Genomic DNA, 20,760 nt, shown 5'->3' with positions numbered 1-20,760 from the left:
AAAGCGAGCAATGGCAGGCTTCTTCTTGCAGCTTGCAGCTTGCAGCTTGCAGCTTAAGCGTCGACCAGGATCGAAGTGCCGGTCATTTCCACCGGCTTCTCCAGCCCCAACAGCTTCAGCATGGTCGGCGCCACGTCGGCCAGCACGCCGCCGTCGCGCACTTTGACGTTGCGCTTGCCCACATAGATGAACGGCACCGGTTCGGTGGTGTGCGCGGTGTGCGCCTGGCCGGTGCACGCGTCTTCCATTTGCTCGACGTTGCCGTGGTCGGCGGTGATCAGCGCTTCGCCGCCGACCTTGTCCAGCGCCTCGACAATACGCCCGACGCAGGTATCCAGTGCTTCGACTGCCTTGACCGCCGCCTCGAACACGCCGGTGTGGCCGACCATGTCGCCGTTGGCGTAGTTGACCACGATCACGTCGAAACGCTGCTGCTCGATGGCTTCGACGATGCGATCGGTCACCTCCGGCGCGTTCATCTCGGGCTGCAGGTCATAGGTGGCGACCTTTGGCGATGGGATGAGGATACGCTCTTCGCCTTCGAACGGCTCTTCGCGGCCCCCCGAGAAGAAGAAGGTGACGTGGGCGTACTTTTCGGTCTCGGCGATACGCAGCTGGGTCTTGCCGTTTTTAGCCAGGTATTCGCCCAATACGTTGTTCAGGCTGGACGGCGCAAAGGCTGCCGGTGCCGGGATCTTCGCCGAATACTGGGTCAGGCCGATGTAGGCCGCCATTTTTGGCAGGCGGGCCCGGGCGAACTCAGTGAAGTCCGGCTCGACGAATGCACGCGACAGCTCGCGGGCGCGGTCGGCGCGGAAGTTCATGAAGATCACGGCATCGCCGTCTTCGACCTTGACTGCTTCACCGATGCGCGTGGCTTTGACGAATTCATCGCTTTCATCACGCGCATAGGCCGCTTCGAGGCCAGCCAGGGCGGTATCGGCGGTGTACTCGGCAGCGCTGTCGACGATCAGGTTGTAGGCGGCGCTAACGCGGTCCCAACGGTTGTCGCGGTCCATGGCGTAGTAGCGGCCGATCAGGCTGGCGATGCGGCCCTTGCCCAGCTTGGCGAAGGTGGCATCGAGCAGTTCGATGGAGGATTGCGCACTGCGTGGCGGCGTGTCGCGGCCATCGAGGAAGGCGTGCAGGTAGACCTTTTGTGCACCCCGTTGCGCGGCCAGTTCGGCCATGGCAGCCAGGTGGTCCTGGTGGCTGTGTACGCCGCCATCGGACAGCAGGCCAAGGATGTGCACGGCCTTGCCGGCGCCGACAGCCTTGTCCACGGCACCGGTGAGCACCGGGTTGGTGAAGAACTCGCCGTCACGGATGGCCTTGGTCACCCGGGTGAAATCCTGGTACACGACACGGCCTGCGCCGAGGTTCATGTGGCCGACTTCAGAGTTGCCCATCTGCCCGTCCGGCAGGCCGACATCCATGCCAGAGCCGGAAATCAGGCCATGCGGCTGGGTGGCGCGCAGGCGATCATAGACCGGCGTATTGGCGGCAAAGATGGCGTTGTGTTCGGGGATTTCGCTGTGGCCGAAGCCATCCAGGATAATCAGGACCAGGGGTTTGGGCGTACTCGTCATCAATCAAACTCACGGTTGTTCAAAGATGATAAAGAAACGCATTTTAGGGCAAATGCGCCACCCACGGCGAATATTCGTCCCATTCCCCCGACCGGCGCACCTGTGTTAGCAACATGAAGGTGGTTTTGTGGCCGGCCCATCGGGCTTTGGTGGCACCAAGGGGCTGTGTATACTGGCCGGCATTTTCAATCGCCTGGAACACCGCTGATGGTTGCTCACCTGATTCAATTCGCGACAGATCACTACATCCTGGTTGCGATCTTCCTCATTCTGCTGGTCCTGCTGCTGGTCAACGAAATCCGCCGTGGCGGCCAGAGCCTGAGCAATGGCCAGCTGACGGCGCTGGTCAATGCCGAGAAAGCGCTGGTGGTCGACATTCGCCCGGCCAAGGAATACTCCGCCGGCCACATTGTCGGTGCGCTGAACATCCCGCAGGACAAGCTGGTCAACCGCATGAGCGAGCTGGACAAGCACAAAGAGAAGACCCTGATCGTTGTCGACGCGATGGGCCAGCAGTCTGGCACCATCTGCCGTGAGCTGCTTAAAGCTGGTTACAACGCGGCCAAACTGAGCGGTGGCGTTTCCAGCTGGAAAGCCGATAACCTGCCCCTGGTGAAGTGATATGAAGCCCGTCATCGTCTATTCCAGCGACTACTGCCCTTACTGTATGCGCGCCAAGTACCTGCTTGAGAGCAAGGGCGTGGCCTTCGAGGAAATCAAGGTCGACGGCAAGCCGCAGGTTCGTGCCGAGATGAGCCAAAAGGCCGGCCGTACTTCGGTGCCGCAGATCTGGATCGGCAGCACCCATGTCGGTGGATGCGATGACCTTTATGCCCTGGAGCGCGCCGGCAAGCTCGACGCGCTGCTGGCGGCCTGATTTGCACTGCATTCAAAACATTAGGATAAGGACCTGCCATGACTGACCAACAGACCAACGGCGCTGCTGCCGAAGACAACAGCCCTCAGTTCTCCCTGCAGCGTATTTATGTGCGCGACCTGTCGTTCGAGGCCCCGAAAAGCCCGCAGATCTTCCGTCAGACCTGGGAGCCGAGTGTTGCCCTGGACCTGAACACCAAGCAGAAAGCCCTGGAAGGTGACTTCCACGAGGTGGTGTTGACCCTGTCGGTTACCGTCAAGAACGGTGACGAAGTGGCCTTCATCGCTGAAGTGCAGCAGGCGGGTATCTTCCTGATCGCCAACCTCGATGCGCCTTCGATGAGCCACACCCTGGGTGCGTTCTGCCCGAACATCCTGTTCCCGTACGCCCGTGAGGCCCTGGACAGCCTGGTAACCCGCGGTTCGTTCCCGGCCCTGATGTTGTCGCCAGTCAACTTCGATGCCCTGTACGCGCAAGAAATGCAGCGCATGCAGGAAGCTGGCGAAGCACCGACTGTGCAGTAAGTTTGCTGTATTGAAAAAGCGCCTCTCGGGGCGCTTTTTTGTTGTCCGGCCCAATCGCCGGCAAGCCAGCTCCCACAGGGGGCACGCCTGGCCGATGGTTTGCGAGCAAGGCAGTGGATCCCACAAGAGCGGTCCAGGTTTCATGGCTGGTGGGTCTCTGTGGGAGCTGGCTTGCCGGCGATAGGGCCAGTGCAGGCACTCAATCAGCTCCCGGCAAACCCATTCTGCCGCCAAGCTTCATACACGGTCACCGCCACGGTATTGGACAGGTTCAGGCTGCGGCACCCTGGCCGCATCGGCAGGCGCAGGCGTTGTTCGGCCGGCAGGCTGTCCAGCACCTCGGCCGGCAAGCCACGGCTCTCGGGCCCGAACAGGAAGGCATCGCCCGGTTGGTAGGCCACTTCATGGAACGGGTGCGAGCCCTTGGTGGTGAAGGCGAACAGCCGCGGGTTGCCAAGGCTTTCCAGGCATCCGGCCAGGCTCTCGTGGCGTTTGAGCGTGGCATACTCGTGGTAGTCCAGCCCCGCACGGCGCAGGCGCTTGTCATCCAGTTCGAAGCTGATGGGCTCGATCAGGTGCAGGTTGCAGCCGCTGTTGGCGCATAGGCGAATGATGTTGCCGGTATTTGGCGGAATTTCTGGTTGAAAAAGGATGACGTGAAACATGCACGGCTCCAAGCGTGAAGATGATGGGCATTCTACCCCTGAACCGGACGTGCGTTCGAAGGCGTTCCCGCGGGTGATGCTGTCCCTGGCGATTGTTGGCTTGATGGTGGGGTTGATGATTGGCCGCCTGACCACGCCCGACGAGCGTCAGTTGCAACAGGTAGAGGTGGTGCAGGATGGCCTGGAGCTGTGGTTCAACGCAGAGCCGCAACTGCATGGCGAGAATGTGCAGGGTACCGTTGCGCTGCTGTTCCAAGCTCAGGGCAAGGCTCAGCACGGGCAGTTGAGCTTGCAGGGCAAGCCGGTCAGCTGGCGGGTGCAGCAAAGCGATAAAGGCTTGTTGCTGACGGTGGTGGCTGCGCGCGCCCTGCGTGGCGAGTGGGCCGGTGCAGAGGACGCTGGGCGCTGGCGAGTGCAGGTGAAACTGCACGAATAAAAGAGGGGATATCCCGGCCTGCCTGTACCAGGGTCCCCAAAACTTGTGTCACTACGAATAAAAGAGGGGTTCACCCGGCCTGCCTGTACCAGGGCCCCCGAAACTGGAGATGTATTAGCTATTGCAGGGGGCGTGCCAGTTTTGCAAAGCCCGTGAATGCTGAGCTTTGAGGGGGATTTGGCCGGGTTTTGAGGGGATTTGTGCCTTGCTGAGGTGCGTCGGGCACAGGAACGGTGCATCGGAAGGCTGAAATGGCTGGGGCCGCAACGCGGCCCCAGCGATCTTACGGCTTAACCCGGAACTCAGTGCTCGTCACCTTCCTCATCATCCCCACCCGCCACATTCATCCCCAGCTCCTTGATCTTGCGCGTCAGGGTATTGCGCCCCCAGCCCAGCAGCAGCGCCGCATCCCGACGCCGCCCGGCGGTGTGCTTGAGCGCCGTCTCGATCATGATCCGTTCAAAGCTCGGTACTGCGCTGTCCAGCAGGTTCGACTGCCCGCGCGCCAACGCCTGGTCGGCCCACTGGCGCAGTGCCTGCTCCCAGTTGGTGACCGGCGCAGCGTCCTGGGGCAGGTTCAGCAGTTCGGGCGGCAGGTCGCCGATCAGCACCTCACGGCTGGAGGCCATGACGGTGATCCAGCGGCAGGTGTTCTCCATCTGTCGTACGTTGCCTGGCCAAGGCAGGTTGCGAATGAACTCTTCGGTTTCCGGCTTGAGGATCTTCGGCTCCACCGCCAGCTCTTGGGCGGCGCGGGCGAGGAAGTGGCGGGCCAGGGCGGGGATGTCCTCGCGGCGGTCGGCCAACCGCGGGATGTGGATGCGGATCACGTTCAGGCGGTGAAACAAGTCCTCACGGAACTTGCCGGCTTGCACCAGCGACTCCAGGTTCTGGTGAGTGGCGGCAATGATGCGCACATCGACCTTGACCGGCACATGGCCGCCAACGCGATAAAACTCGCCATCAGCCAGCACCCGCAGCAAGCGGGTTTGGGTGTCGGCGGGCATGTCGCCGATTTCGTCGAGGAACAAGGTGCCGCCATCGGCCTGCTCGAAACGGCCCCGGCGCAGGTTGGCGGCACCGGTGAAGGCGCCTTTCTCATGGCCGAACAGCTCGGACTCCATCAGGTCCTTGGGGATGGCGGCCATGTTCAGGGCAATGAACGGTGCAGCCGCACGCGGGCTGTGGCGGTGCAGGGCATGCGCCACCAGCTCCTTGCCGGTACCCGATTCGCCGTTGATCAGCACGGTGATGTTGGAGTGGCTGAGGCGGCCGATGGCGCGGAACACCTCCTGCATCGCCGGTGCTTCACCGATGATTTCCGGGGTGCGCGCCAGGTTCTGCGGCACGTCCAGCCCTTGTTGCTCCTGGGCATGCTGGTTGGCGCGCTTGACCAGCGAGACCGCCTCGTCCACGTCGAATGGCTTGGGCAGGTATTCGAAGGCACCGCCCTGGTACGACGCCACGGCGCTGTCCAGGTCGGAATGGGCCGTCATGATGATGACCGGCAGGCGTGGGTGCTGCTCACGGATCTGCGCCAGCAGGTCGAGGCCACTGGTGCCGGGCATACGGATGTCGGAAATGATCACGTCTGGTTGCTGGCGTGCCAGGCGGCCCATCACGCCGTCGGCGCTGTCGAAGCTCTGGGTGGTCATGCCTTCCTGTTGCAGGGCTTTTTCCAGGACCCAGCGGATGGAGCGATCATCGTCGACGATCCATACGGTTTCACTTCGGCTCATGAGGCGGTGGCTCCTTGTTCCAGGGGCAGGTAGATCGAGAAGGCTGTGTGGCCTGCATGGCTTTCACACTCGATCAGGCCCTGGTGCTGGCTGATGATGTTCTGGGTAATGGCCAAGCCCAGCCCGGTACCGTCCGGGCGGCCGCTGACCATGGGATAGAAGAGGGTGTCCTGCAGTTCAGCCGGGATGCCTGGGCCGTTGTCGATGATTTCGACCCGTGCCACCAGGCGGTGGCGTACATGGCCGATGGTGAACTGGCGCAGGGCACGGCTGCGCAGCGTGATGCGGCCCAGGCGCAGTTCGTTCTGCGAGCTGATCGCCTGCATGGCGTTGCGCACGATGTTGAGCACGGCCTGGATCATCTGCTCACGGTCGATCAGCACGTCCGGCAGGCTTGGGTCGTAATCGCGCACCAAAGTGATGCAGCCTTGGCTTTCGGCATCCACCAGGCTGCAAACTCGTTCCAGCACTTCGTGGATATTGGTCATGGCCAGCGACGGCAGCTTGTTCGAGCCGAGCATGCGGTCGACCAGATTACGCAGGCGGTCGGCCTCTTCGATGATGACGTTGGTGTAGTCGCGCAGGCCTTCCTCGGGCAGTTCACGCGCCAGCAGTTGGGCTGCGCCGCGGATGCCGCCGAGCGGGTTCTTGATTTCGTGGGCCAGGCCGCGCACCAGCATCTTGGTGGTTTCCTGCTTGCTCAGCTGGGCTTCTTCTTTGGTGATGCGCAGTAGTCGGTCACGCGGGTGCACCTCCAGCAGCAGCAAGGTCTTGCCCTGGTGCAGGATCGGTGTGACGGCGTAGTCGACAGTGATGGTTTGCCCGGTCAGCGAGGTCAGCTGCGCTTCGCGCTTGGTGAACGGGTGCGCCTGCTCCACCGCCTGGCGCAGCGAGCTGAGGGCCTCGGTCGACTCGGTGAACAGTTCGCTGATGAATTGCCCATGGCTGCGCTGGCCACTGACCGCCAGCAGCATTTCCGCAGCCGGGTTCATGTACTCCAGGCGCAGCTCGGCGTTGAGCAGTAACGTGGCAGTGGTCAGGTTGTCCAGGAGCAGACGGTGCTGTGCATCGCTGATGGTCATAAGGCGTCGTTGACCTCTTTTGGCGCTTGCCTGGCACTGCTTTGGCCAGGGCCGGGCGCGGGATAGATCCGCTGATGCGCGTTTCTCTACAAGAAAATGCAAGAAACAAACCAAAGCTCCGAAAAGAAGCGAGATTTGCCGAGAAAGGCCTGAATCTGCGCTGATTCGGATCAAAAGGTCTGGGTGAAACGTTTCATGTGAACCAGATTGGGGAGCAAATAGGAGCACGGCGTTCAGTTGTGCACCAAGATAGAGCATAGCGTGGCAAGGATGGTTTCTGTGGCGCTATTTGGCGCAGAAACGAAAACGGCCTCCCGAAGGAGGCCGTCTTGATCATGTCATCGGCGCGAGGCGCCGATCAGATCAGCAGCTGTAGTACAGCTCGTATTCCAGCGGGTGCACGAAGGTGCGGACCTTGATCTCTTCTTCGCTCTTCAGTTCGATGAAGGCATCGATGAAGTCGTCGGAGAACACGCCGCCCTTGGTCAGGAACGCACGGCCTTTATCCAGCTCTTCCAGAGCTTCTTTCAGGCTACCGCAAACCTGCGGGATGTCCTTGGCCTCTTCCGGCGGCAGGTCGTACAGGTTCTTGTCGGCAGCGTCGCCTGGGTGGATCTTGTTCTGGATACCATCCAGACCGGCCATCAGCAGGGCTGCGAAGGCCAGGTACGGGTTGGCCGATGGGTCCGGGAAGCGTGCTTCGATACGGCGGGCTTTCGGGCTGCCGACGTAAGGAATACGGATCGAGGCGGAACGGTTGCGAGCCGAATATGCCAGCATTACCGGGGCTTCGAAGCCTGGGACCAGACGCTTGTAGGAGTTGGTCGACGGGTTGGTGAAGCCGTTCAGGGCCTTACCGTGCTTGATGATGCCGCCGATGAAGTACAGGGCGGTGTCGGACAGGCCGGCATAGCCTTCACCGGAGAAGGTGTTCTTGCCGTCTTTCCAGATCGACATGTGCACGTGCATGCCCGAGCCGTTGTCGCCGTACAGTGGCTTCGGCATGAAGGTGGCGGTACGGCCATAAGCGTCGGCAACGTTGTGCACGACGTATTTCAGGGCCTGTACTTCGTCAGCCTTCTTCACCAGGGTGTTGAACTTGACGCCGATTTCGTTCTGGCCGGCAGTTGCCACTTCGTGGTGGTGAACTTCAACGGTCTGGCCCATTTCTTCCAGTGCGTTGCACATGGCAGTACGGATTTCGTGGTCGTGGTCGAACGGCGGAACCGGGAAGTAGCCGCCTTTCACGCCCGGACGGTGGCCTTTGTTGCCGCCTTCCACGTCAGCGCCGGTCATCCACGAGCCTTGCTCGGAGAAGATCTTGAACATCGAACCGGAGATATCCGAGTGGAACTTCACTTCGTCGAAGATGAAGAACTCAGGCTCTGGACCGGCGAACACGGTGTCACCGATGCCGGTGCTCTTCAGGTACTCTTCGGCGCGCTTGGCGATCGCACGTGGGTCGCGATCGTAGCCCTGCATGCTCGACGGGTCGACGATGTCGCAGGTGATGATCAGGGTAGGTTCTTCAGTGAACGGGTCCAGTACGGCAGTGTCGTCGACCGGCATCAGGATCATGTCGGAAGCTTCGATACCTTTCCAGCCAGCGATGGAGGAGCCGTCGAACATCTTGCCGACTTCGAAGAAGTCGTCTTCCAGCGCATCACGCGACGGCATGGTCACGTGGTGCTGAATGCCTTTGGTGTCCGTGAAACGCAGATCAATCCACTTGACGTCATGATCTTTGATGAGTTGAACCGACTTCGACATGTTGTCCTCCGGATGGTCTAGAGCGCGGTGGGCCGCTGCCCTGGAAAAAGGGTGTTGCCGGGCGCGGATAGTCGGCCAAGCTTACCTGCCTCACAAGGGAGCAAATTGCATGCCAGTGCCCGAAAATGGCGAGTGCGGGATAAAAGGGGGCGTTTGCGGGCATTTGGCGGTGGGTTGGGCTGGAAAAGTGCACTCTTACGAGGCGAGTTTTCGATTGTTCGCACCAATGTGGTGCATGTCTTGAGTTGTGCGGCGCCTGTGAGACCGAGCGCCGCCCGCGCGGCGCTTCGCGGGGCAAGCCCGCTCCCACATTTGTTTCGGGCCAGTCTCTCCTGCCACATTGGCGCGCGTACCCTTGTTTGCCCCATTCGATATCGCGTCGAACACCAAGGGGCTGCGCGCCAATGGAAACAGGAATAATTGGCCCGAAACAAATGTGGGAGCGGGCTTGCCCTGCGAAGCGCCGCGCGGGCGGCGCTCGGTCTCACAGGAGCCGCAAATCCCGCCTCGTACATTGTTTCAGGGCCAGTCTCTCCCGCCACATTGGCGCGCGCACCCTTGTTTGCCCCATTCGATATCGCGTCGAACACCAAGGGGCCGCGCGCCAATGGAAACAGGAATAATTGGCCCGAAACAAATGTGGGAGCGGGCTTGCCCCGCGAAGCGCCGCGCGGGCGGCGCTCGGTCTTACAGGCGCCGCAAATCCCGCCTGGTACATTGTTTCGGGGCCAGTCTCTCCTGCCACCATTGGCGCGCGTACCCTTGTTTGCCCCATTCGATATCGCGTCGAACACCAAGGGGCCGCGCGCCAATGGAAACAGGAATAATTGGCCCGAAACAAATGTGGGAGCGGGCTTGCCCCGCGAAGCGCCGCGCGGGCGGCGCTCGGTCTTACAGGCGCCGCAAATCCCGCCTGGTACATTGTTTCGGGGCCAGTCTCTCCTGCCACCATTGGCGCGCGTACCCTTGTTTGCCCCATTCGATATCGCGTCGAACACCAAGGGGCCGCGCGCCAATGGAAACAGGAATAATTGGCCCGAAACAAATGTGGGAGCGGGCTTGCCCCGCGAAGCGCCGCGCGGGCGGCGCTCGGTCTCACAGGCGCCGCAAATCCCGCCTCGTACATTTATCTGAAAGCTTCTGATCAAAAGTTGGTCAAATCCTGAGCAATTTCCGATATAATTCGCGCCCCTCATTTTCGGCAGGCCCTGCGCGCGCTGTTAACCAATGAAACTTATCGTCAAAGTCTTCCCAGAAATCACCATCAAGAGCCGGCCGGTGCGCAAGCGCTTCATCCGCCAGCTCGGCAAGAACATCCGCAACGTGCTCAAGGATCTCGACCCTGAGCTCGCGGTCGACGGTGTCTGGGACAATCTCGAAGTGGTCACCCGCATCGAGGACGAAAAGATCCAGCGCGAAATCATCGAACGCCTCACCTGCACCCCAGGTATTACCCACTTCCTGCAGGTAGAGGAATACCCGCTGGGTGACTTCGACGACATCGTCGCCAAGTGCAAGCAGCACTTCGGTCACCTGCTGGCCGGCAAGCACTTCGCGGTGCGTTGCAAACGTGGTGGCCACCACGATTTCACCTCGATGGACGTCGACCGCTACGTCGGCAGCCAGCTGCGCCAGCAATGCGGCGCCGCCGGCATCGAGCTGAAAAACCCGGAAGTGTTGGTGCGTATCGAAATTCGTAACCAGCGCCTGTATGTGATCCACAGCCAGCACAACGGCATCGGCGGCTATCCGCTGGGTGCCCTGGAGCAGACCCTGGTGCTGATGTCCGGTGGCTTCGACTCCACCGTGGCGGCCTACCAGATGATGCGCCGCGGCCTGATGACCCACTTCTGCTTCTTCAACCTCGGCGGCCGTGCCCACGAGCTGGGCGTGATGGAAGTCGCCCACTACCTGTGGAAAAAGTACGGTAGCAGCCAGCGCGTGCTGTTCATCAGCGTGCCGTTCGAGGAAGTGGTCGGCGAGATCCTCAACAAGGTCGACAACAGTTACATGGGCGTGACCCTCAAGCGCATGATGCTGCGCGGCGCCGCGCACATGGCCGACCGGCTGCAGATCGAAGCGCTGGTGACCGGCGAGGCGATTTCCCAGGTGTCCAGCCAGACCCTGCCGAACCTGTCGATCATCGACTCGGCCACCGACAAGCTGGTGTTGCGCCCGCTGCTGGCCAGCCACAAGCAGGACATCATCGACCAGGCCACCGAAATCGGCACCGCCGACTTCGCCAAGCACATGCCTGAATACTGCGGCGTGATCTCGGTAAACCCGACCACCCACGCCAAGCGTCACCGCATGGAGCATGAAGAGAAGCAGTTCGACATGGCGGTGCTGGAGCGCGCCCTGGAGCGTGCCAAGTTCATCTCCATCGACCATGTGATCGACGAGCTGGGCAAGGACATCGAAGTCGAGGAAGTGGCCGAGGCGCTGCCAGGCCAGATCGTCATCGACATTCGTCACCCCGATGCCCAGGAAGACGAACCCTTGGCACTGGAAGGTATCGAAGTCCAGGCCATGCCGTTCTACGCCATCAACAGCAAGTTCAAGCACCTGGACCCTACGCGCCAGTACTTGCTGTATTGCGACAAAGGTGTGATGAGCCGTTTGCACGCACACCATCTGCTCAGTGAGGGACATGCCAATGTGCGTGTTTATCGTCCGACATAAGACGCCGGGGCTGTATGGCGGCAGTATCCGCCATCGCCCTCCCGACCGCCGGGCCCGCTGAGCCTTAAACAGTACATATTGGCCGCCTACACTGGGCGGCAACCGAATCCTCTGATCGAGATACACTTGTGATCGAAAATCTGCGTAACATCGCCATCATCGCCCACGTTGACCATGGTAAAACCACCCTGGTCGACAAACTCCTGCGTCAGTCCGGCACTCTGGAGCGTAACGAGCTCAACGACGAGCGCGTCATGGACTCCAACGACCAGGAAAAAGAGCGCGGTATTACCATTCTGGCGAAAAACACCGCCATTAACTGGAACGGCTACCACATCAACATCGTCGACACCCCCGGCCACGCCGACTTCGGTGGCGAAGTTGAGCGTGTAATGTCGATGGTCGACTCCGTGCTGCTGCTGGTCGACGCTCAAGACGGCCCGATGCCGCAAACCCGCTTCGTGACCAAGAAGGCCTTCGAAGCCGGCCTGAAGCCAATCGTCGTGATCAACAAGGTTGACCGCCCGGGCGCGCGTCCTGACTGGGTTCTGGACCAGATCTTCGACCTGTTCGACAACCTCGGCGCTACCGACGAGCAGCTGGACTTCAAAGTGGTCTACGCCTCGGCCCTGAACGGCATTGCCGGCCTGGACCACACCGAAATGGGCGAAGACATGACTGCCCTGTACCAGGCGGTCATCGACCACGTTCCAGCGCCAGCTGTTGACCGTGACGGCCCGTTCCAGATGCAGATCTCCGCACTGGACTACAACAGCTTCCTGGGTGTTATCGGTGTTGGCCGTATTGCCCGTGGTCGCATCAAGCCGAACACCCCGGTTGTCGCCATCGACGCTGACGGCAAGAAGCGTAACGGCCGTATCCTCAAGCTGATGGGCCACCACGGCCTGCACCGCGTCGACGTCGAAGAAGCCCAGGCTGGCGACATCGTCTGCATCAGCGGTTTCGACGAGCTGTTCATCTCCGACACCCTGTGCGACCCGACTGCCGTTGAAGCGATGAAGCCGCTGACTGTTGACGAGCCTACCGTTTCGATGACCTTCCAGGTCAACGACTCGCCGTTCTGCGGCAAGGAAGGCAAGTTCGTCACCAGCCGTAACATCAAGGACCGTCTGGACAAAGAGCTGCTGTACAACGTTGCCCTGCGCGTTGAAGAAACCGACTCCCCAGACAAGTTCAAGGTCTCGGGCCGTGGCGAGCTGCACCTCTCGGTACTGATCGAAACCATGCGTCGCGAAGGCTTCGAACTGGCCCTGGGCCGTCCGGAAGTGATCATCCGTGAAGTGGACGGCGTGAAGCAGGAACCGTTCGAAAACGTCACCATCGACATCCCTGAAGAAGCCCAGGGCAAAGTCATGGAAGAGATGGGCCTGCGTAAAGGCGACCTGACCAACATGGTCCCGGATGGCAAGGGCCGTGTACGCCTGGAATACAACATCCCGGCTCGTGGTCTGATCGGTTTCCGTAACCAGTTCCTGACCCTGACCAACGGTGCAGGCATCCTGACTTCGATCTTCGATCGCTACGACACCGTGAAGTCCGGCCACATGTCCGGCCGTCAGAACGGCGTACTGGTTTCGGTCGAAACCGGCAAGGCGCTGACCTACTCGCTGGAAACCCTGCAGGCTCGCGGCAAGCTGTTCGTTGAACACGGCCAGGAGATCTACAACGGTCAGATCATCGGCCAGAACAGCCGCGACAACGACCTGGGCGTCAACCCTACCAAGGGCAAGAAGCTCGACAACATGCGTGCTTCGGGTAAAGACGAAGTTATCGCCCTGGTTCCACCTGTTCGCTTCACCCTGGAACAGGCTCTGGAATACATCCAGGAAGACGAGCTGTGCGAAGTAACGCCGAAGTCCATCCGTCTTCGCAAGAAGATCCTGGACGAAAGCGAGCGTACCCGCGCTGCCAAGAAAGCCAAGAACAGCTGAGTTAGTTCTGGCTGAATGAAAACGCCCCCGGTCGAAAGGCCGGGGGCGTTTTTGTTTGCCTGCAGGAATTGCGTTGGCCTCTTCGCGGGCAGGCTAACGATCAGCGCCCAACCACCTTGGGCTTATAGGCACAATACCCCGGCCGCGGCCCGACCTTGGGGTGGTTGCGGCAGGTATCCGGGCGCTTGTCATAAATGGTGCACAGGCGGCTCTTGCGATCCAGGTACATGCAGTCATCGTTGCTCATCCGGGTCAGGGTGAAGATCCCCGACTTCTGGTTGAAGCGTTCGATGATGCCTTCCTTCTGCAGGCGTTTGGCGACGTTCTTCGGCGGTTCGTCTTTCTCGAACTCGTCCACTACGCCGATACGGATCAGATCCTTGATCTTCACCTCCACCGGCAGGGTGCAGCAGGTCGAATGGCAGCCATGGCACATGTTGCTGGTATAACGCTGCCAGGTCTCCAGGCGGTCGACTTCGGCGGCGGCGATCAGGGTCGTTTTCATCGTTATGGGGGTGGATCACGGTCTTGGGGCGCGCGATGATACCGGAATTGTTCAATTTATGAACAACCTTTTGACCGATTGCGTAAACGTACATGAAAACCACGAACCCAAGCTTTCGCTCCCGGTCGAAGCGTCTAGGCTGAACAATCTCCCTCCGCTTTCGTCAACTTGCCCGAGGATGCCGCATGTCCCAGGAACCCACAGCACGTGACGTCGAAGTCGCGGATTTTCGCGCCGCTGTACTGAACAAGCTGACCTACGCGGTCGGCAAGGACCCAGAGCATGCCTTCGACCATGACTGGTTCGAGGCCATTGCTCTGGCTGCGCGCGATCACATGGTCGACCACTGGATGGACCACACCCGGCAGGCTTACCGCCGTAGCCAGAAGCGGGTCTATTACCTTTCCCTCGAATTTCTCATCGGGCGCCTGCTGTACGACAGCCTGAGCAACCTGGGCCTGCTTGACATCGCCCGCGACGCGCTGGAAGGGCTGGATGTGGACCTGGAACGCATTCGCTTGCTCGAGCCGGATGCGGCGTTGGGCAACGGTGGCCTGGGCCGCCTGGCGGCGTGCTTCATGGAGAGCATGTCGACCCTGGGCATTGCTGCCCACGGTTATGGCATCCGCTACGAGCACGGGCTGTTTCGCCAGGCCGTGGTCGATGGCTGGCAGCAGGAGCAGACCGAGAACTGGCTGGACTTTGGCAACCCCTGGGAGTTTGAGCGCGCCGAGGTTATCTACCCGATCAGCTTTGGTGGCAGCGTCGAAACGGTGCACGACACCCACGGCCAGCCGCGCCAGGTGTGGTGGCCGGGCGAGACGGTACGGGCGGTGGCTTACGACACACCCGTGGTCGGCTGGCGCGGCGCCAGCGTCAATACCCTGCGCCTGTGGCGTGCGCGGGCGCTGGAAGAGCTGCACCTGGAGCGCTTCAATGCCGGTGACCACCTGGGCGCGGTAGCCGAGGTAGCACGGGCCGAGAGCATTTCCCGGGTACTGTACCCGGCCGACAGCACCGAGGCTGGCCAGGAACTGCGCTTGCGTCAGGAATACTTTTTCGTCTCGGCTTCGCTGCAGGACCTGCTACGCCGCCACCTGAACATGCATGACAACCTGCTCAATCTGCCGGACGCAGCGGCTATCCAGCTCAACGACACCCACCCCTCGATCGCTGTGGCCGAGTTGATGCGCCTGTTGGTCGACCAGCATGAAATCCCTTGGGATACCGCCTGGGAGCTGACGGTCGGCACACTGGCCTACACCAACCACACCTTGCTGCCCGAAGCCCTGGAAACCTGGCCGGTAGCGCTAATGGAGCGCATGCTGCCGCGGCACATGCAGATCATCTACCTGATCAACGCCTACCACATCGACGCGCTGCGGGCGAAAGGCCTGCACGACTTCGATGTGCTGCGGGCGGTGTCGTTGATCGAGGAAGACAATGGCCGCCGGGTGCGCATGGGCAACCTGGCGTTCCTCGGCTCGCACAGCGTCAATGGTGTGTCGGCGCTGCACAGCAAGTTGATGAAAAGCACGGTGTTCGCCGAGCTGCACAAGCTGTACCCGCAACGTATCAACAACAAGACCAACGGCATTACCTTCCGCCGCTGGTTGTACCAGGCCAATCCGCAACTGACCGAGATGCTGGTCGAGGCGCTGGGGCCAGAGCTCAAGGACGACCCCGAGGGGCGCCTGGCCGGCTTGGTGCCGTTCGCCGACAAGGCCGGCTTCCGCAAGCAGTTCGCGGCCCAGCGCCTGCACAGCAAACGTGCTCTGGCCAGCATCATCCAGGACCGTATTGGCGTCACGGTGAACCCTGAGGCGTTATTCGACGTACAGGTCAAGCGTATCCACGAGTACAAGCGCCAGTTGCTCAACCTGCTGCACACCGTGGCGCTGTACCAGGCCATACGCAACGACCCCGGCACCAACTGGGTGCCGCGGGTGAAGATTTTCGCCGGCAAGGCTGCGGCCAGTTACCACCAGGCCAAACTGATCATCAAGCTAGCCAACGACATTGCCCGGGTGGTGAACAACGACCCGACCGTGCGCGGCCTGCTGAAGGTGGTGTTCCTGCCCAACTACAACGTCAGCCTGGCGGAAAGCATCATCCCGGCGGCGGACCTTTCCGAGCAGATTTCCACCGCCGGCTACGAAGCCTCGGGTACCAGCAACATGAAGTTCGGCCTGAACGGCGCGCTGACCATTGGCACCCTGGATGGCGCCAATGTGGAGATGTGTGAGCAGGTGGGGGCCGACAACATGTTCATCTTCGGCCTTACCGCGCAGCAGGTAGAGGCGCGGCGACGTGCCGGGGACTTTGGCGCCAGTGCGGCGATTGCGGCGTCCAACCGCCTGAATGATGTGTTGCAGGCCATTCGCAGCGGTGTGTTCTCGTCGGACGATCCGTCGCGTTACAGTGCATTGATCGACGGGCTGGTAGCCCATGACCGCTTCCTGGTGTGTGCTGACTTCGATGCCTACTGGGATGCCCAGCGACGGGTCGAAGAGCTGTGGCATGCACCGCAGGATTGGTGGCGCATGGCGGTGCTGAACACGGCACGGATGGGCTGGTTCTCGTCGGACAGGACCATACGTGAGTATGCCAACGAGATCTGGAAGGCGTTGGACTGATGTAAGCCTGGCGGCCTCTTCGCGGGCCCGCCCGCGGCCACAAGGATCCCAGGTTCGGACCTTGTGGGAGCGGGCGTGCACGCGGATGGACCACAACCGGACCACCGGCCTGGCGCAGGCTGAACTACCGACCTATTGTGCCGTCTGAGAGCCGTGGCGAGTCTCATCACTCGCTAGCCCGCAACTCTCCCTGTAAACTGCGGGGGTTTTTAATCCCCACAATCCTTTCGGAGCCATACATGTCCCGCGTTACCCTGAGTCGCTATCTGATCGAGCAGACCCGCAGCAACAATACCCCTGCCGATCTGCGCTTCCTGATCGAAGTGGTGGCGCGTGCGTGCAAGGAAATCAGCCATCACGTGTCCAAAGGCGCCCTCGGCGGTGTGCTGGGCAGCATGGGCACGGAAAACGTGCAGGGCGAAGTCCAGAAGAAACTGGACGTTATTTCCAACGATATCCTGCTGGAAGCCAACGAGTGGGGCGGCCACCTGGCTGGCATGGCCTCCGAAGAAATGGACAATGCCTACCAGATCCCGGGCAAGTACCCGAAAGGCGCCTACCTGCTGGTGTTCGATCCACTGGACGGTTCGTCCAACATTGATGTCAACGTGTCAGTCGGCACCATCTTCTCGGTATTGCGTTGCCCTAACGAGTACCTGAGCCAGAACGAAACCCTGAACGAAAACGCCTTCCTGCAGCCGGGCACCCAGCAGGTCGCCGCCGGTTACGCCATCTACGGCCCGCAGACCATGCTGATCCTGACCCTGGGCAACGGCGTCAAGGGCTTCACCCTGGATCGCGAGCTGGGCAGCTTCGTCCTCACTCACGAAAACATTCGCGTACCGGAAAGCACTGCCGAGTTCGCCATCAACATGTCCAACCAGCGCCACTGGGAAGCCCCAGTACAGCGCTACGTGGGCGAACTGCTGGCAGGCGAGACCGGCCCGCTGAAAAAGAACTACAACATGCGCTGGATCGCCTCGATGGTGGCCGACGTGCACCGCATCCTGACCCGTGGCGGCCTGTTCATGTACCCACGTGACGCCCGCGAGCCGAGCAAGCCGGGCAAGCTGCGCCTGATGTACGAAGCCAACCCGATGTCGTTCATCATCGAACAGGCCGGCGGCGCCTCTACCGACGGTTACAATCGCATCCTCGACATCCAGCCAGAGGGCCTGCACCAGCGCGTGGCGGTCTTCCTCGGCTCGAAGGAAGAGGTCGAGCGCGCAACCGCCTATCACAAGGAGTAAATCATGCTCGCACCTTGGCAGCCGTTGCTGGAGTGGTGGTTCGGTTGGGGCACCAGTCCCCAGGCCGTGGCTGACGAGAAGAGCACGCTGTGGTTCGGCAAGCATCACGATGCCGAGGCTCAGGCGCTGTTTGGCGACTTGGTCGAGCATGCCCTGGCGGGTGGGCTCGACGAGTGGCAGCAAAGCCCGCAAGGCTGGCTGGGCCTGCTGATTTTGCTGGACCAGTTGCCGCGCATGCTCTACCGCGACACACCGCGGGCCTTCGAAGGCGACCGGCGTGCCCAGGTGGTGGCCATGCAGGGCCTGCAGAAGGGCTGGGATTACCAGCTGCTGCCGATCCAGCGGGTATTCGTGCTGCTGGTGCTTGAGCATGCCGAGGTGCTGGACTGGCAGAACCTGTGCGTCGAGCGCTACCGGGTGCTGCTGGACGAACAGCCAGAAGCCAATCGCCGGCTGTTCGAAGGCTTCCTCGACTATGCCGAACAGCACCAGCGGGTGATTGCCCGGTTCGGGCGCTTCCCGCACCGCAACCTGGTGCTGGAGCGGCCAAGTACCAGCGAGGAGATGGACTTTTTGCTAGAGCCTGGCTCGAGGTTCTAGTGCCCTCGGGGCCTGCTGTGCAGGCCGTCGCGACGCAAGGCCGCTCCTTCAGGGGGCGGCCTTTTGTTTGGGTCGGCTAATGCTTTGTGATTAATCGCACAGTAGTGGCCATCCGACCAATGGCGTAGGGGGAAAGGGGGGAGGGCAGGGAACCTGGGAGGGTTTTTTCCGTCGAAGGTCACTGCAGGCCACTCGCCTGTCTCATCTCTCCAGGAGTGTCCTTCATGTCTTTGCGTTCCCTCGCCCTGTTGTCGCTGTGCGTCGTCCTGACTGCCTGCAGCAAGATCAACCAGGAAAACTATTCCAAGATCAAGGCCGGTATGAACAAGGCCGAGGTCGAGCAGTTGCTCGGCACGCCGACCGAGTGCTCTGGCGCGCTGGGCATGAGCAGCTGCACTTGGGGGGACGAGAAGAGCTTCATTAGCGTGCAGTACGCGGCTGACAAGGTACTGATGTATTCAGGGCAGGGTCTCAAATGAGGCACCTGTACCTACTGATGGGGGTATGCCTGGCCTTACTGCTGGGCGGTTGTGCCGGTTCCGTACACGACCCGCTGGCGCCGAAAACTGCCGGCAACGTCGACCTCAAGCGCTACCAGGGCAAATGGTACGAGCTGGCGCGCTTGCCCATGCGCTACCAAGCGGGCTGCGAGCAGTCCGAGGCGCACTACAACCTTAGGGTGGATGGTAGCCTCGGTGTGCTAAACCGCTGCCGCACCATGGGTGACGAATGGCTGCGCGCCGAGGGGCACGCGAACATTCAGGAGCCGGGGCACACTGACAAGTTGTGGGTCGAGTTCGACAACTGGTTCACCAAGCTGGTGCCAGGCGTGGCCAAAGGCGAGTACTGGATACTGTATGTGGACGATCGCTACCGCACGGCAGTGGTCGGCAGCCCGGACCGTAAGCACTTGTGGATCCTGTCGCGCACGCCGACGCTACCGGCCTGGGAGCGCGAGAACCTGATGTCCAGGGCGCGCCAGCAGGGCTATGACACCAGTCGCTTGATCTGGCGTGCGTCGGACCAGCAGATCGTCAAGATGCATTGAGCTTTGGGGCCGCTGTGCGGCCCCGGCACACTTATCCCAAAAGCTGGTGCAACACCTCGGCAAACGCCCGTCCGCTTTCCTCCTGCTGCGCATGCCGCCCCTGGCGCACCACCCACTGTCCGTTGACCATCACATCCCGCACCTGGCGATCACCGCCGGCAAACAGCCAGCGGTTAAGAATGGCATCGCCTTCGGCCACGGCGATATAAGGGTCCTGCCCATCGAGCACCAGCCAGTCGGCGCGCTTGCCCACGGCCAGCTCCCCGACCGCCTGCCCCAATGCCTGCGCGCCGCCCGCCAGCGCGGCGTCATACAGCGTGCGCCCAACCATCGGCTGGTCGCCGCGATACAGGCGGTTACGCCGCTGATCGCGCAGCCGCTGGCCGTATTCCAGCCAGCGCAGCTCTTCTACCACGCTCAGCGACACGTGGCTGTCCGAGCCAATGCCCATACGCCCGCCCTGCGCCAGGAAGTCCACCGCCGGGAAAATCCCATCGCCCAGGTTGGCCTCGGTGGTCAGGCACAGGCCGGCTACCGCGCCGCTGCGGGCCATGGCGGTAACTTCATCCGGTTCGGCGTGGGTGGCATGCACCAAGCACCAGCGCGGGTCTACGTCCACATGCTCGTACAGCCACTGCAACGGGCGCATGCCGCTCCAGGCCAAGCAATCATCCACTTCCTTCTGCTGCTCGGCGATGTGGATATGCACCGGGCATTGCTTGTTGCTGGCTGCCAGTACCTCGGCGATCTGCCCTGGCGTCACCGCCCGCAACGAGTGGAAGCACACCCCCAGTTGCTGCGCAGGTTGCGCGGCCAGCAGTGGGGCCAGTTGCGCTTGCAGCTGCAGGTATTGCTCAGTGGAATTGATGAAGCGCCGCTGCCCCTCATTCGGGGCCTGGCCGCCAAACCCGGCATGGCTGTACAGCACCGGCAGCAAGGTCAGGCCAATGCCGCTGTCGGCTGCGGCCGCACTGATGCGGTGGGACAGTTCGGCCGGGTCGGCGTAGGCCTTGCCCGCCTGGTCGTGGTGCACATAGTGGAATTCGGCCACCGAGGTGTAGCCGGCCTTGAGCATCTCGATGTACAGCTGGCGGGCAATGACCTGCAGCTGCTCCGGGCTGATCTGCCCGACCAGGCGGTACATCAGGTCACGCCAGGTCCAGAAACTGTCGTTGGGGTTGCCGGCGACTTCCGCCAGCCCCGCCATGGCACGCTGAAAGGCATGCGAGTGCAGGTTGGGCATGCCGGGCAGCAGTGGGCCAGCCAGCCGCTCGGCGCCTTCGGCCGAAGCACCTGGCTCAATGCGGGCCACGTGGCCGTTGCTGGCGACCTCGATGCGGACATGGCTAGCCCAGCCTGTGGGCAGCAGGGCGCGTTCGGCGAAGTAGGCGGACATCGGTGAAAA

The 20,760-nt window shown here is 61.6% G+C and carries 18 protein-coding genes; 11 read left to right on the top strand and 7 right to left on the bottom strand.

All coding sequences use genetic code 11. The features are described 5' to 3' along the window. Positions 1–53: 53 nt before the first annotated feature. A complete protein-coding gene (gpmI, locus tag DV532_RS23325) occupies positions 54–1,589 on the bottom strand; it encodes a 2,3-bisphosphoglycerate-independent phosphoglycerate mutase (RefSeq protein WP_056794430.1) in 1,536 nt (511 codons plus the stop codon). Between the two features lie 207 nt (positions 1,590–1,796). Between gpmI and DV532_RS23320 the strand changes: the two genes are divergently transcribed. From DV532_RS23320 to secB, 3 genes are read left to right on the top strand one after another with little or no spacing between them, the layout of a single operon-like run. Continuing rightward, entirely contained in the window at positions 1,797–2,210 is a 414-nt protein-coding gene (locus DV532_RS23320; protein WP_056794431.1) for a rhodanese-like domain-containing protein, read from the top strand. A gap of 1 nt (position 2,211) precedes the next feature. After that, positions 2,212–2,466, top strand: a complete 255-nt coding sequence (gene grxC / locus DV532_RS23315) for a glutaredoxin 3 (protein ID WP_003249204.1) — start codon at positions 2,212–2,214, stop codon at positions 2,464–2,466. A gap of 38 nt (positions 2,467–2,504) precedes the next feature. Next, on the top strand, positions 2,505–2,990 hold the full coding sequence (gene secB / locus DV532_RS23310; protein WP_056794433.1) for a protein-export chaperone SecB: 486 nt from the start codon (positions 2,505–2,507) through the stop codon (positions 2,988–2,990). A 203-nt stretch (positions 2,991–3,193) separates the two neighbouring features. Here the strand turns inward: secB and trmL are convergent, their stop codons facing one another. Then, entirely contained in the window at positions 3,194–3,655 is a 462-nt protein-coding gene (gene trmL / locus DV532_RS23305) for a tRNA (uridine(34)/cytosine(34)/5-carboxymethylaminomethyluridine(34)-2'-O)-methyltransferase TrmL (RefSeq protein ID WP_056794435.1), read from the bottom strand. Between trmL and DV532_RS23300 the strand changes: the two genes are divergently transcribed. Next, positions 3,654–4,091, top strand: coding sequence for a hypothetical protein (locus DV532_RS23300; RefSeq protein WP_056794436.1), 438 nt, complete (start codon positions 3,654–3,656; stop codon positions 4,089–4,091). The two genes, trmL and DV532_RS23300, sit on opposite strands and share 2 nt — an antisense overlap. A gap of 302 nt (positions 4,092–4,393) precedes the next feature. On the opposite strand, the gene ntrC is transcribed toward DV532_RS23300, so the two are convergent. The 3 genes from ntrC to glnA form a co-directional block, all read right to left on the bottom strand. Continuing rightward, positions 4,394–5,830: a nitrogen regulation protein NR(I) gene (gene ntrC, locus DV532_RS23295; RefSeq protein WP_056794439.1), complete on the bottom strand. Its 1,437-nt coding sequence runs from the start codon at positions 5,828–5,830 to the stop codon at positions 4,394–4,396. Continuing rightward, a complete protein-coding gene (gene glnL / locus DV532_RS23290) occupies positions 5,827–6,912 on the bottom strand; it encodes a nitrogen regulation protein NR(II) (protein ID WP_056794440.1) in 1,086 nt (361 codons plus the stop codon). Before glnL ends, ntrC begins: the two co-directional genes overlap by 4 nt. 363 nt (positions 6,913–7,275) lie before the next feature. Beyond that, positions 7,276–8,682 (bottom strand): type I glutamate--ammonia ligase, encoded by a 1,407-nt coding sequence (glnA, locus tag DV532_RS23285; RefSeq protein ID WP_056794442.1) that lies wholly within the window; start codon positions 8,680–8,682, stop codon positions 7,276–7,278. Between the two features lie 1,227 nt (positions 8,683–9,909). Here glnA and thiI point away from each other — a divergent pair. Then, positions 9,910–11,364 carry a tRNA uracil 4-sulfurtransferase ThiI gene (gene thiI / locus DV532_RS23280; RefSeq protein ID WP_056794443.1) on the top strand — a complete coding sequence of 485 codons (1,455 nt, stop codon included), beginning with the start codon at positions 9,910–9,912 and terminating at the stop codon, positions 11,362–11,364. A gap of 128 nt (positions 11,365–11,492) precedes the next feature. Further along, positions 11,493–13,316, top strand: a complete 1,824-nt coding sequence (gene typA / locus DV532_RS23275) for a translational GTPase TypA (RefSeq protein WP_027592386.1) — start codon at positions 11,493–11,495, stop codon at positions 13,314–13,316. Between the two features lie 100 nt (positions 13,317–13,416). Here the strand turns inward: typA and DV532_RS23270 are convergent, their stop codons facing one another. Continuing rightward, positions 13,417–13,821 (bottom strand): YkgJ family cysteine cluster protein, encoded by a 405-nt coding sequence (locus tag DV532_RS23270; protein ID WP_003249225.1) that lies wholly within the window; start codon positions 13,819–13,821, stop codon positions 13,417–13,419. Positions 13,822–14,006: 185 nt separating this feature from the next. Between DV532_RS23270 and DV532_RS23265 the strand changes: the two genes are divergently transcribed. The 5 genes from DV532_RS23265 to DV532_RS23245 all read left to right on the top strand — a co-directional run bounded on the left by DV532_RS23265 (position 14,007) and on the right by DV532_RS23245 (position 19,355). After that, complete coding sequence (locus DV532_RS23265) at positions 14,007–16,457, top strand: glycogen/starch/alpha-glucan phosphorylase (RefSeq protein ID WP_056794445.1); 2,451 nt, start codon at positions 14,007–14,009, stop codon at positions 16,455–16,457. Positions 16,458–16,696: 239 nt separating this feature from the next. Then, positions 16,697–17,707 carry a class 1 fructose-bisphosphatase gene (locus tag DV532_RS23260; protein ID WP_056794447.1) on the top strand — a complete coding sequence of 337 codons (1,011 nt, stop codon included), beginning with the start codon at positions 16,697–16,699 and terminating at the stop codon, positions 17,705–17,707. 3 nt (positions 17,708–17,710) lie between these two features. Next, complete coding sequence (locus DV532_RS23255; protein ID WP_056794449.1) at positions 17,711–18,307, top strand: DUF924 family protein; 597 nt, start codon at positions 17,711–17,713, stop codon at positions 18,305–18,307. Positions 18,308–18,531: 224 nt separating this feature from the next. After that, positions 18,532–18,786, top strand: a complete 255-nt coding sequence (gene bamE, locus DV532_RS23250) for an outer membrane protein assembly factor BamE (protein WP_003249234.1) — start codon at positions 18,532–18,534, stop codon at positions 18,784–18,786. Continuing rightward, the gene (locus DV532_RS23245; RefSeq protein ID WP_056794451.1) at positions 18,783–19,355 is read left to right on the top strand and encodes a lipocalin family protein; all 573 of its coding nucleotides are present in this window, start codon (positions 18,783–18,785) and stop codon (positions 19,353–19,355) included. The genes bamE and DV532_RS23245 overlap by 4 nt, the downstream gene beginning before the upstream one ends. 31 nt (positions 19,356–19,386) lie before the next feature. On the opposite strand, the gene DV532_RS23240 is transcribed toward DV532_RS23245, so the two are convergent. Beyond that, positions 19,387–20,751, bottom strand: coding sequence for a formimidoylglutamate deiminase (locus tag DV532_RS23240; RefSeq protein ID WP_056794452.1), 1,365 nt, complete (start codon positions 20,749–20,751; stop codon positions 19,387–19,389). Between the last annotated feature and the right edge of the window lie 9 nt (positions 20,752–20,760).

Source organism: Pseudomonas sp. Leaf58, from assembly GCF_003627215.1.
In the GTDB taxonomy this organism is placed as follows: Bacteria; Pseudomonadota; Gammaproteobacteria; order Pseudomonadales; family Pseudomonadaceae; genus Aquipseudomonas.
This window is presented reverse-complemented; position numbering and strand designations above follow the sequence as displayed.

Excerpts from the sequence above, each read along its gene's own strand:
- gpmI (WP_056794430.1), bottom strand. The coding sequence starts at position 1,589 with ATGACGAGTACGCCCAAACCCCTGGTCCTGATTATCCTGGATGGCTTC.
- DV532_RS23320 (WP_056794431.1), top strand. The coding sequence starts at position 1,797 with ATGGTTGCTCACCTGATTCAATTCGCGACAGATCACTACATCCTGGTT.
- grxC (WP_003249204.1), top strand. The coding sequence starts at position 2,212 with ATGAAGCCCGTCATCGTCTATTCCAGCGACTACTGCCCTTACTGTATG.
- secB (WP_056794433.1), top strand. The coding sequence starts at position 2,505 with ATGACTGACCAACAGACCAACGGCGCTGCTGCCGAAGACAACAGCCCT.
- DV532_RS23300 (WP_056794436.1), top strand. The coding sequence starts at position 3,654 with ATGCACGGCTCCAAGCGTGAAGATGATGGGCATTCTACCCCTGAACCG.
- trmL (WP_056794435.1), bottom strand. The coding sequence starts at position 3,655 with ATGTTTCACGTCATCCTTTTTCAACCAGAAATTCCGCCAAATACCGGC.
- ntrC (WP_056794439.1), bottom strand. The coding sequence starts at position 5,830 with ATGAGCCGAAGTGAAACCGTATGGATCGTCGACGATGATCGCTCCATC.
- glnL (WP_056794440.1), bottom strand. The coding sequence starts at position 6,912 with ATGACCATCAGCGATGCACAGCACCGTCTGCTCCTGGACAACCTGACC.
- glnA (WP_056794442.1), bottom strand. The coding sequence starts at position 8,682 with ATGTCGAAGTCGGTTCAACTCATCAAAGATCATGACGTCAAGTGGATT.
- thiI (WP_056794443.1), top strand. The coding sequence starts at position 9,910 with ATGAAACTTATCGTCAAAGTCTTCCCAGAAATCACCATCAAGAGCCGG.
- DV532_RS23270 (WP_003249225.1), bottom strand. The coding sequence starts at position 13,821 with ATGAAAACGACCCTGATCGCCGCCGCCGAAGTCGACCGCCTGGAGACC.
- DV532_RS23265 (WP_056794445.1), top strand. The coding sequence starts at position 14,007 with ATGTCCCAGGAACCCACAGCACGTGACGTCGAAGTCGCGGATTTTCGC.
- DV532_RS23260 (WP_056794447.1), top strand. The coding sequence starts at position 16,697 with ATGTCCCGCGTTACCCTGAGTCGCTATCTGATCGAGCAGACCCGCAGC.
- DV532_RS23255 (WP_056794449.1), top strand. The coding sequence starts at position 17,711 with ATGCTCGCACCTTGGCAGCCGTTGCTGGAGTGGTGGTTCGGTTGGGGC.
- bamE (WP_003249234.1), top strand. The coding sequence starts at position 18,532 with ATGTCTTTGCGTTCCCTCGCCCTGTTGTCGCTGTGCGTCGTCCTGACT.
- DV532_RS23245 (WP_056794451.1), top strand. The coding sequence starts at position 18,783 with ATGAGGCACCTGTACCTACTGATGGGGGTATGCCTGGCCTTACTGCTG.
- DV532_RS23240 (WP_056794452.1), bottom strand. The coding sequence starts at position 20,751 with ATGTCCGCCTACTTCGCCGAACGCGCCCTGCTGCCCACAGGCTGGGCT.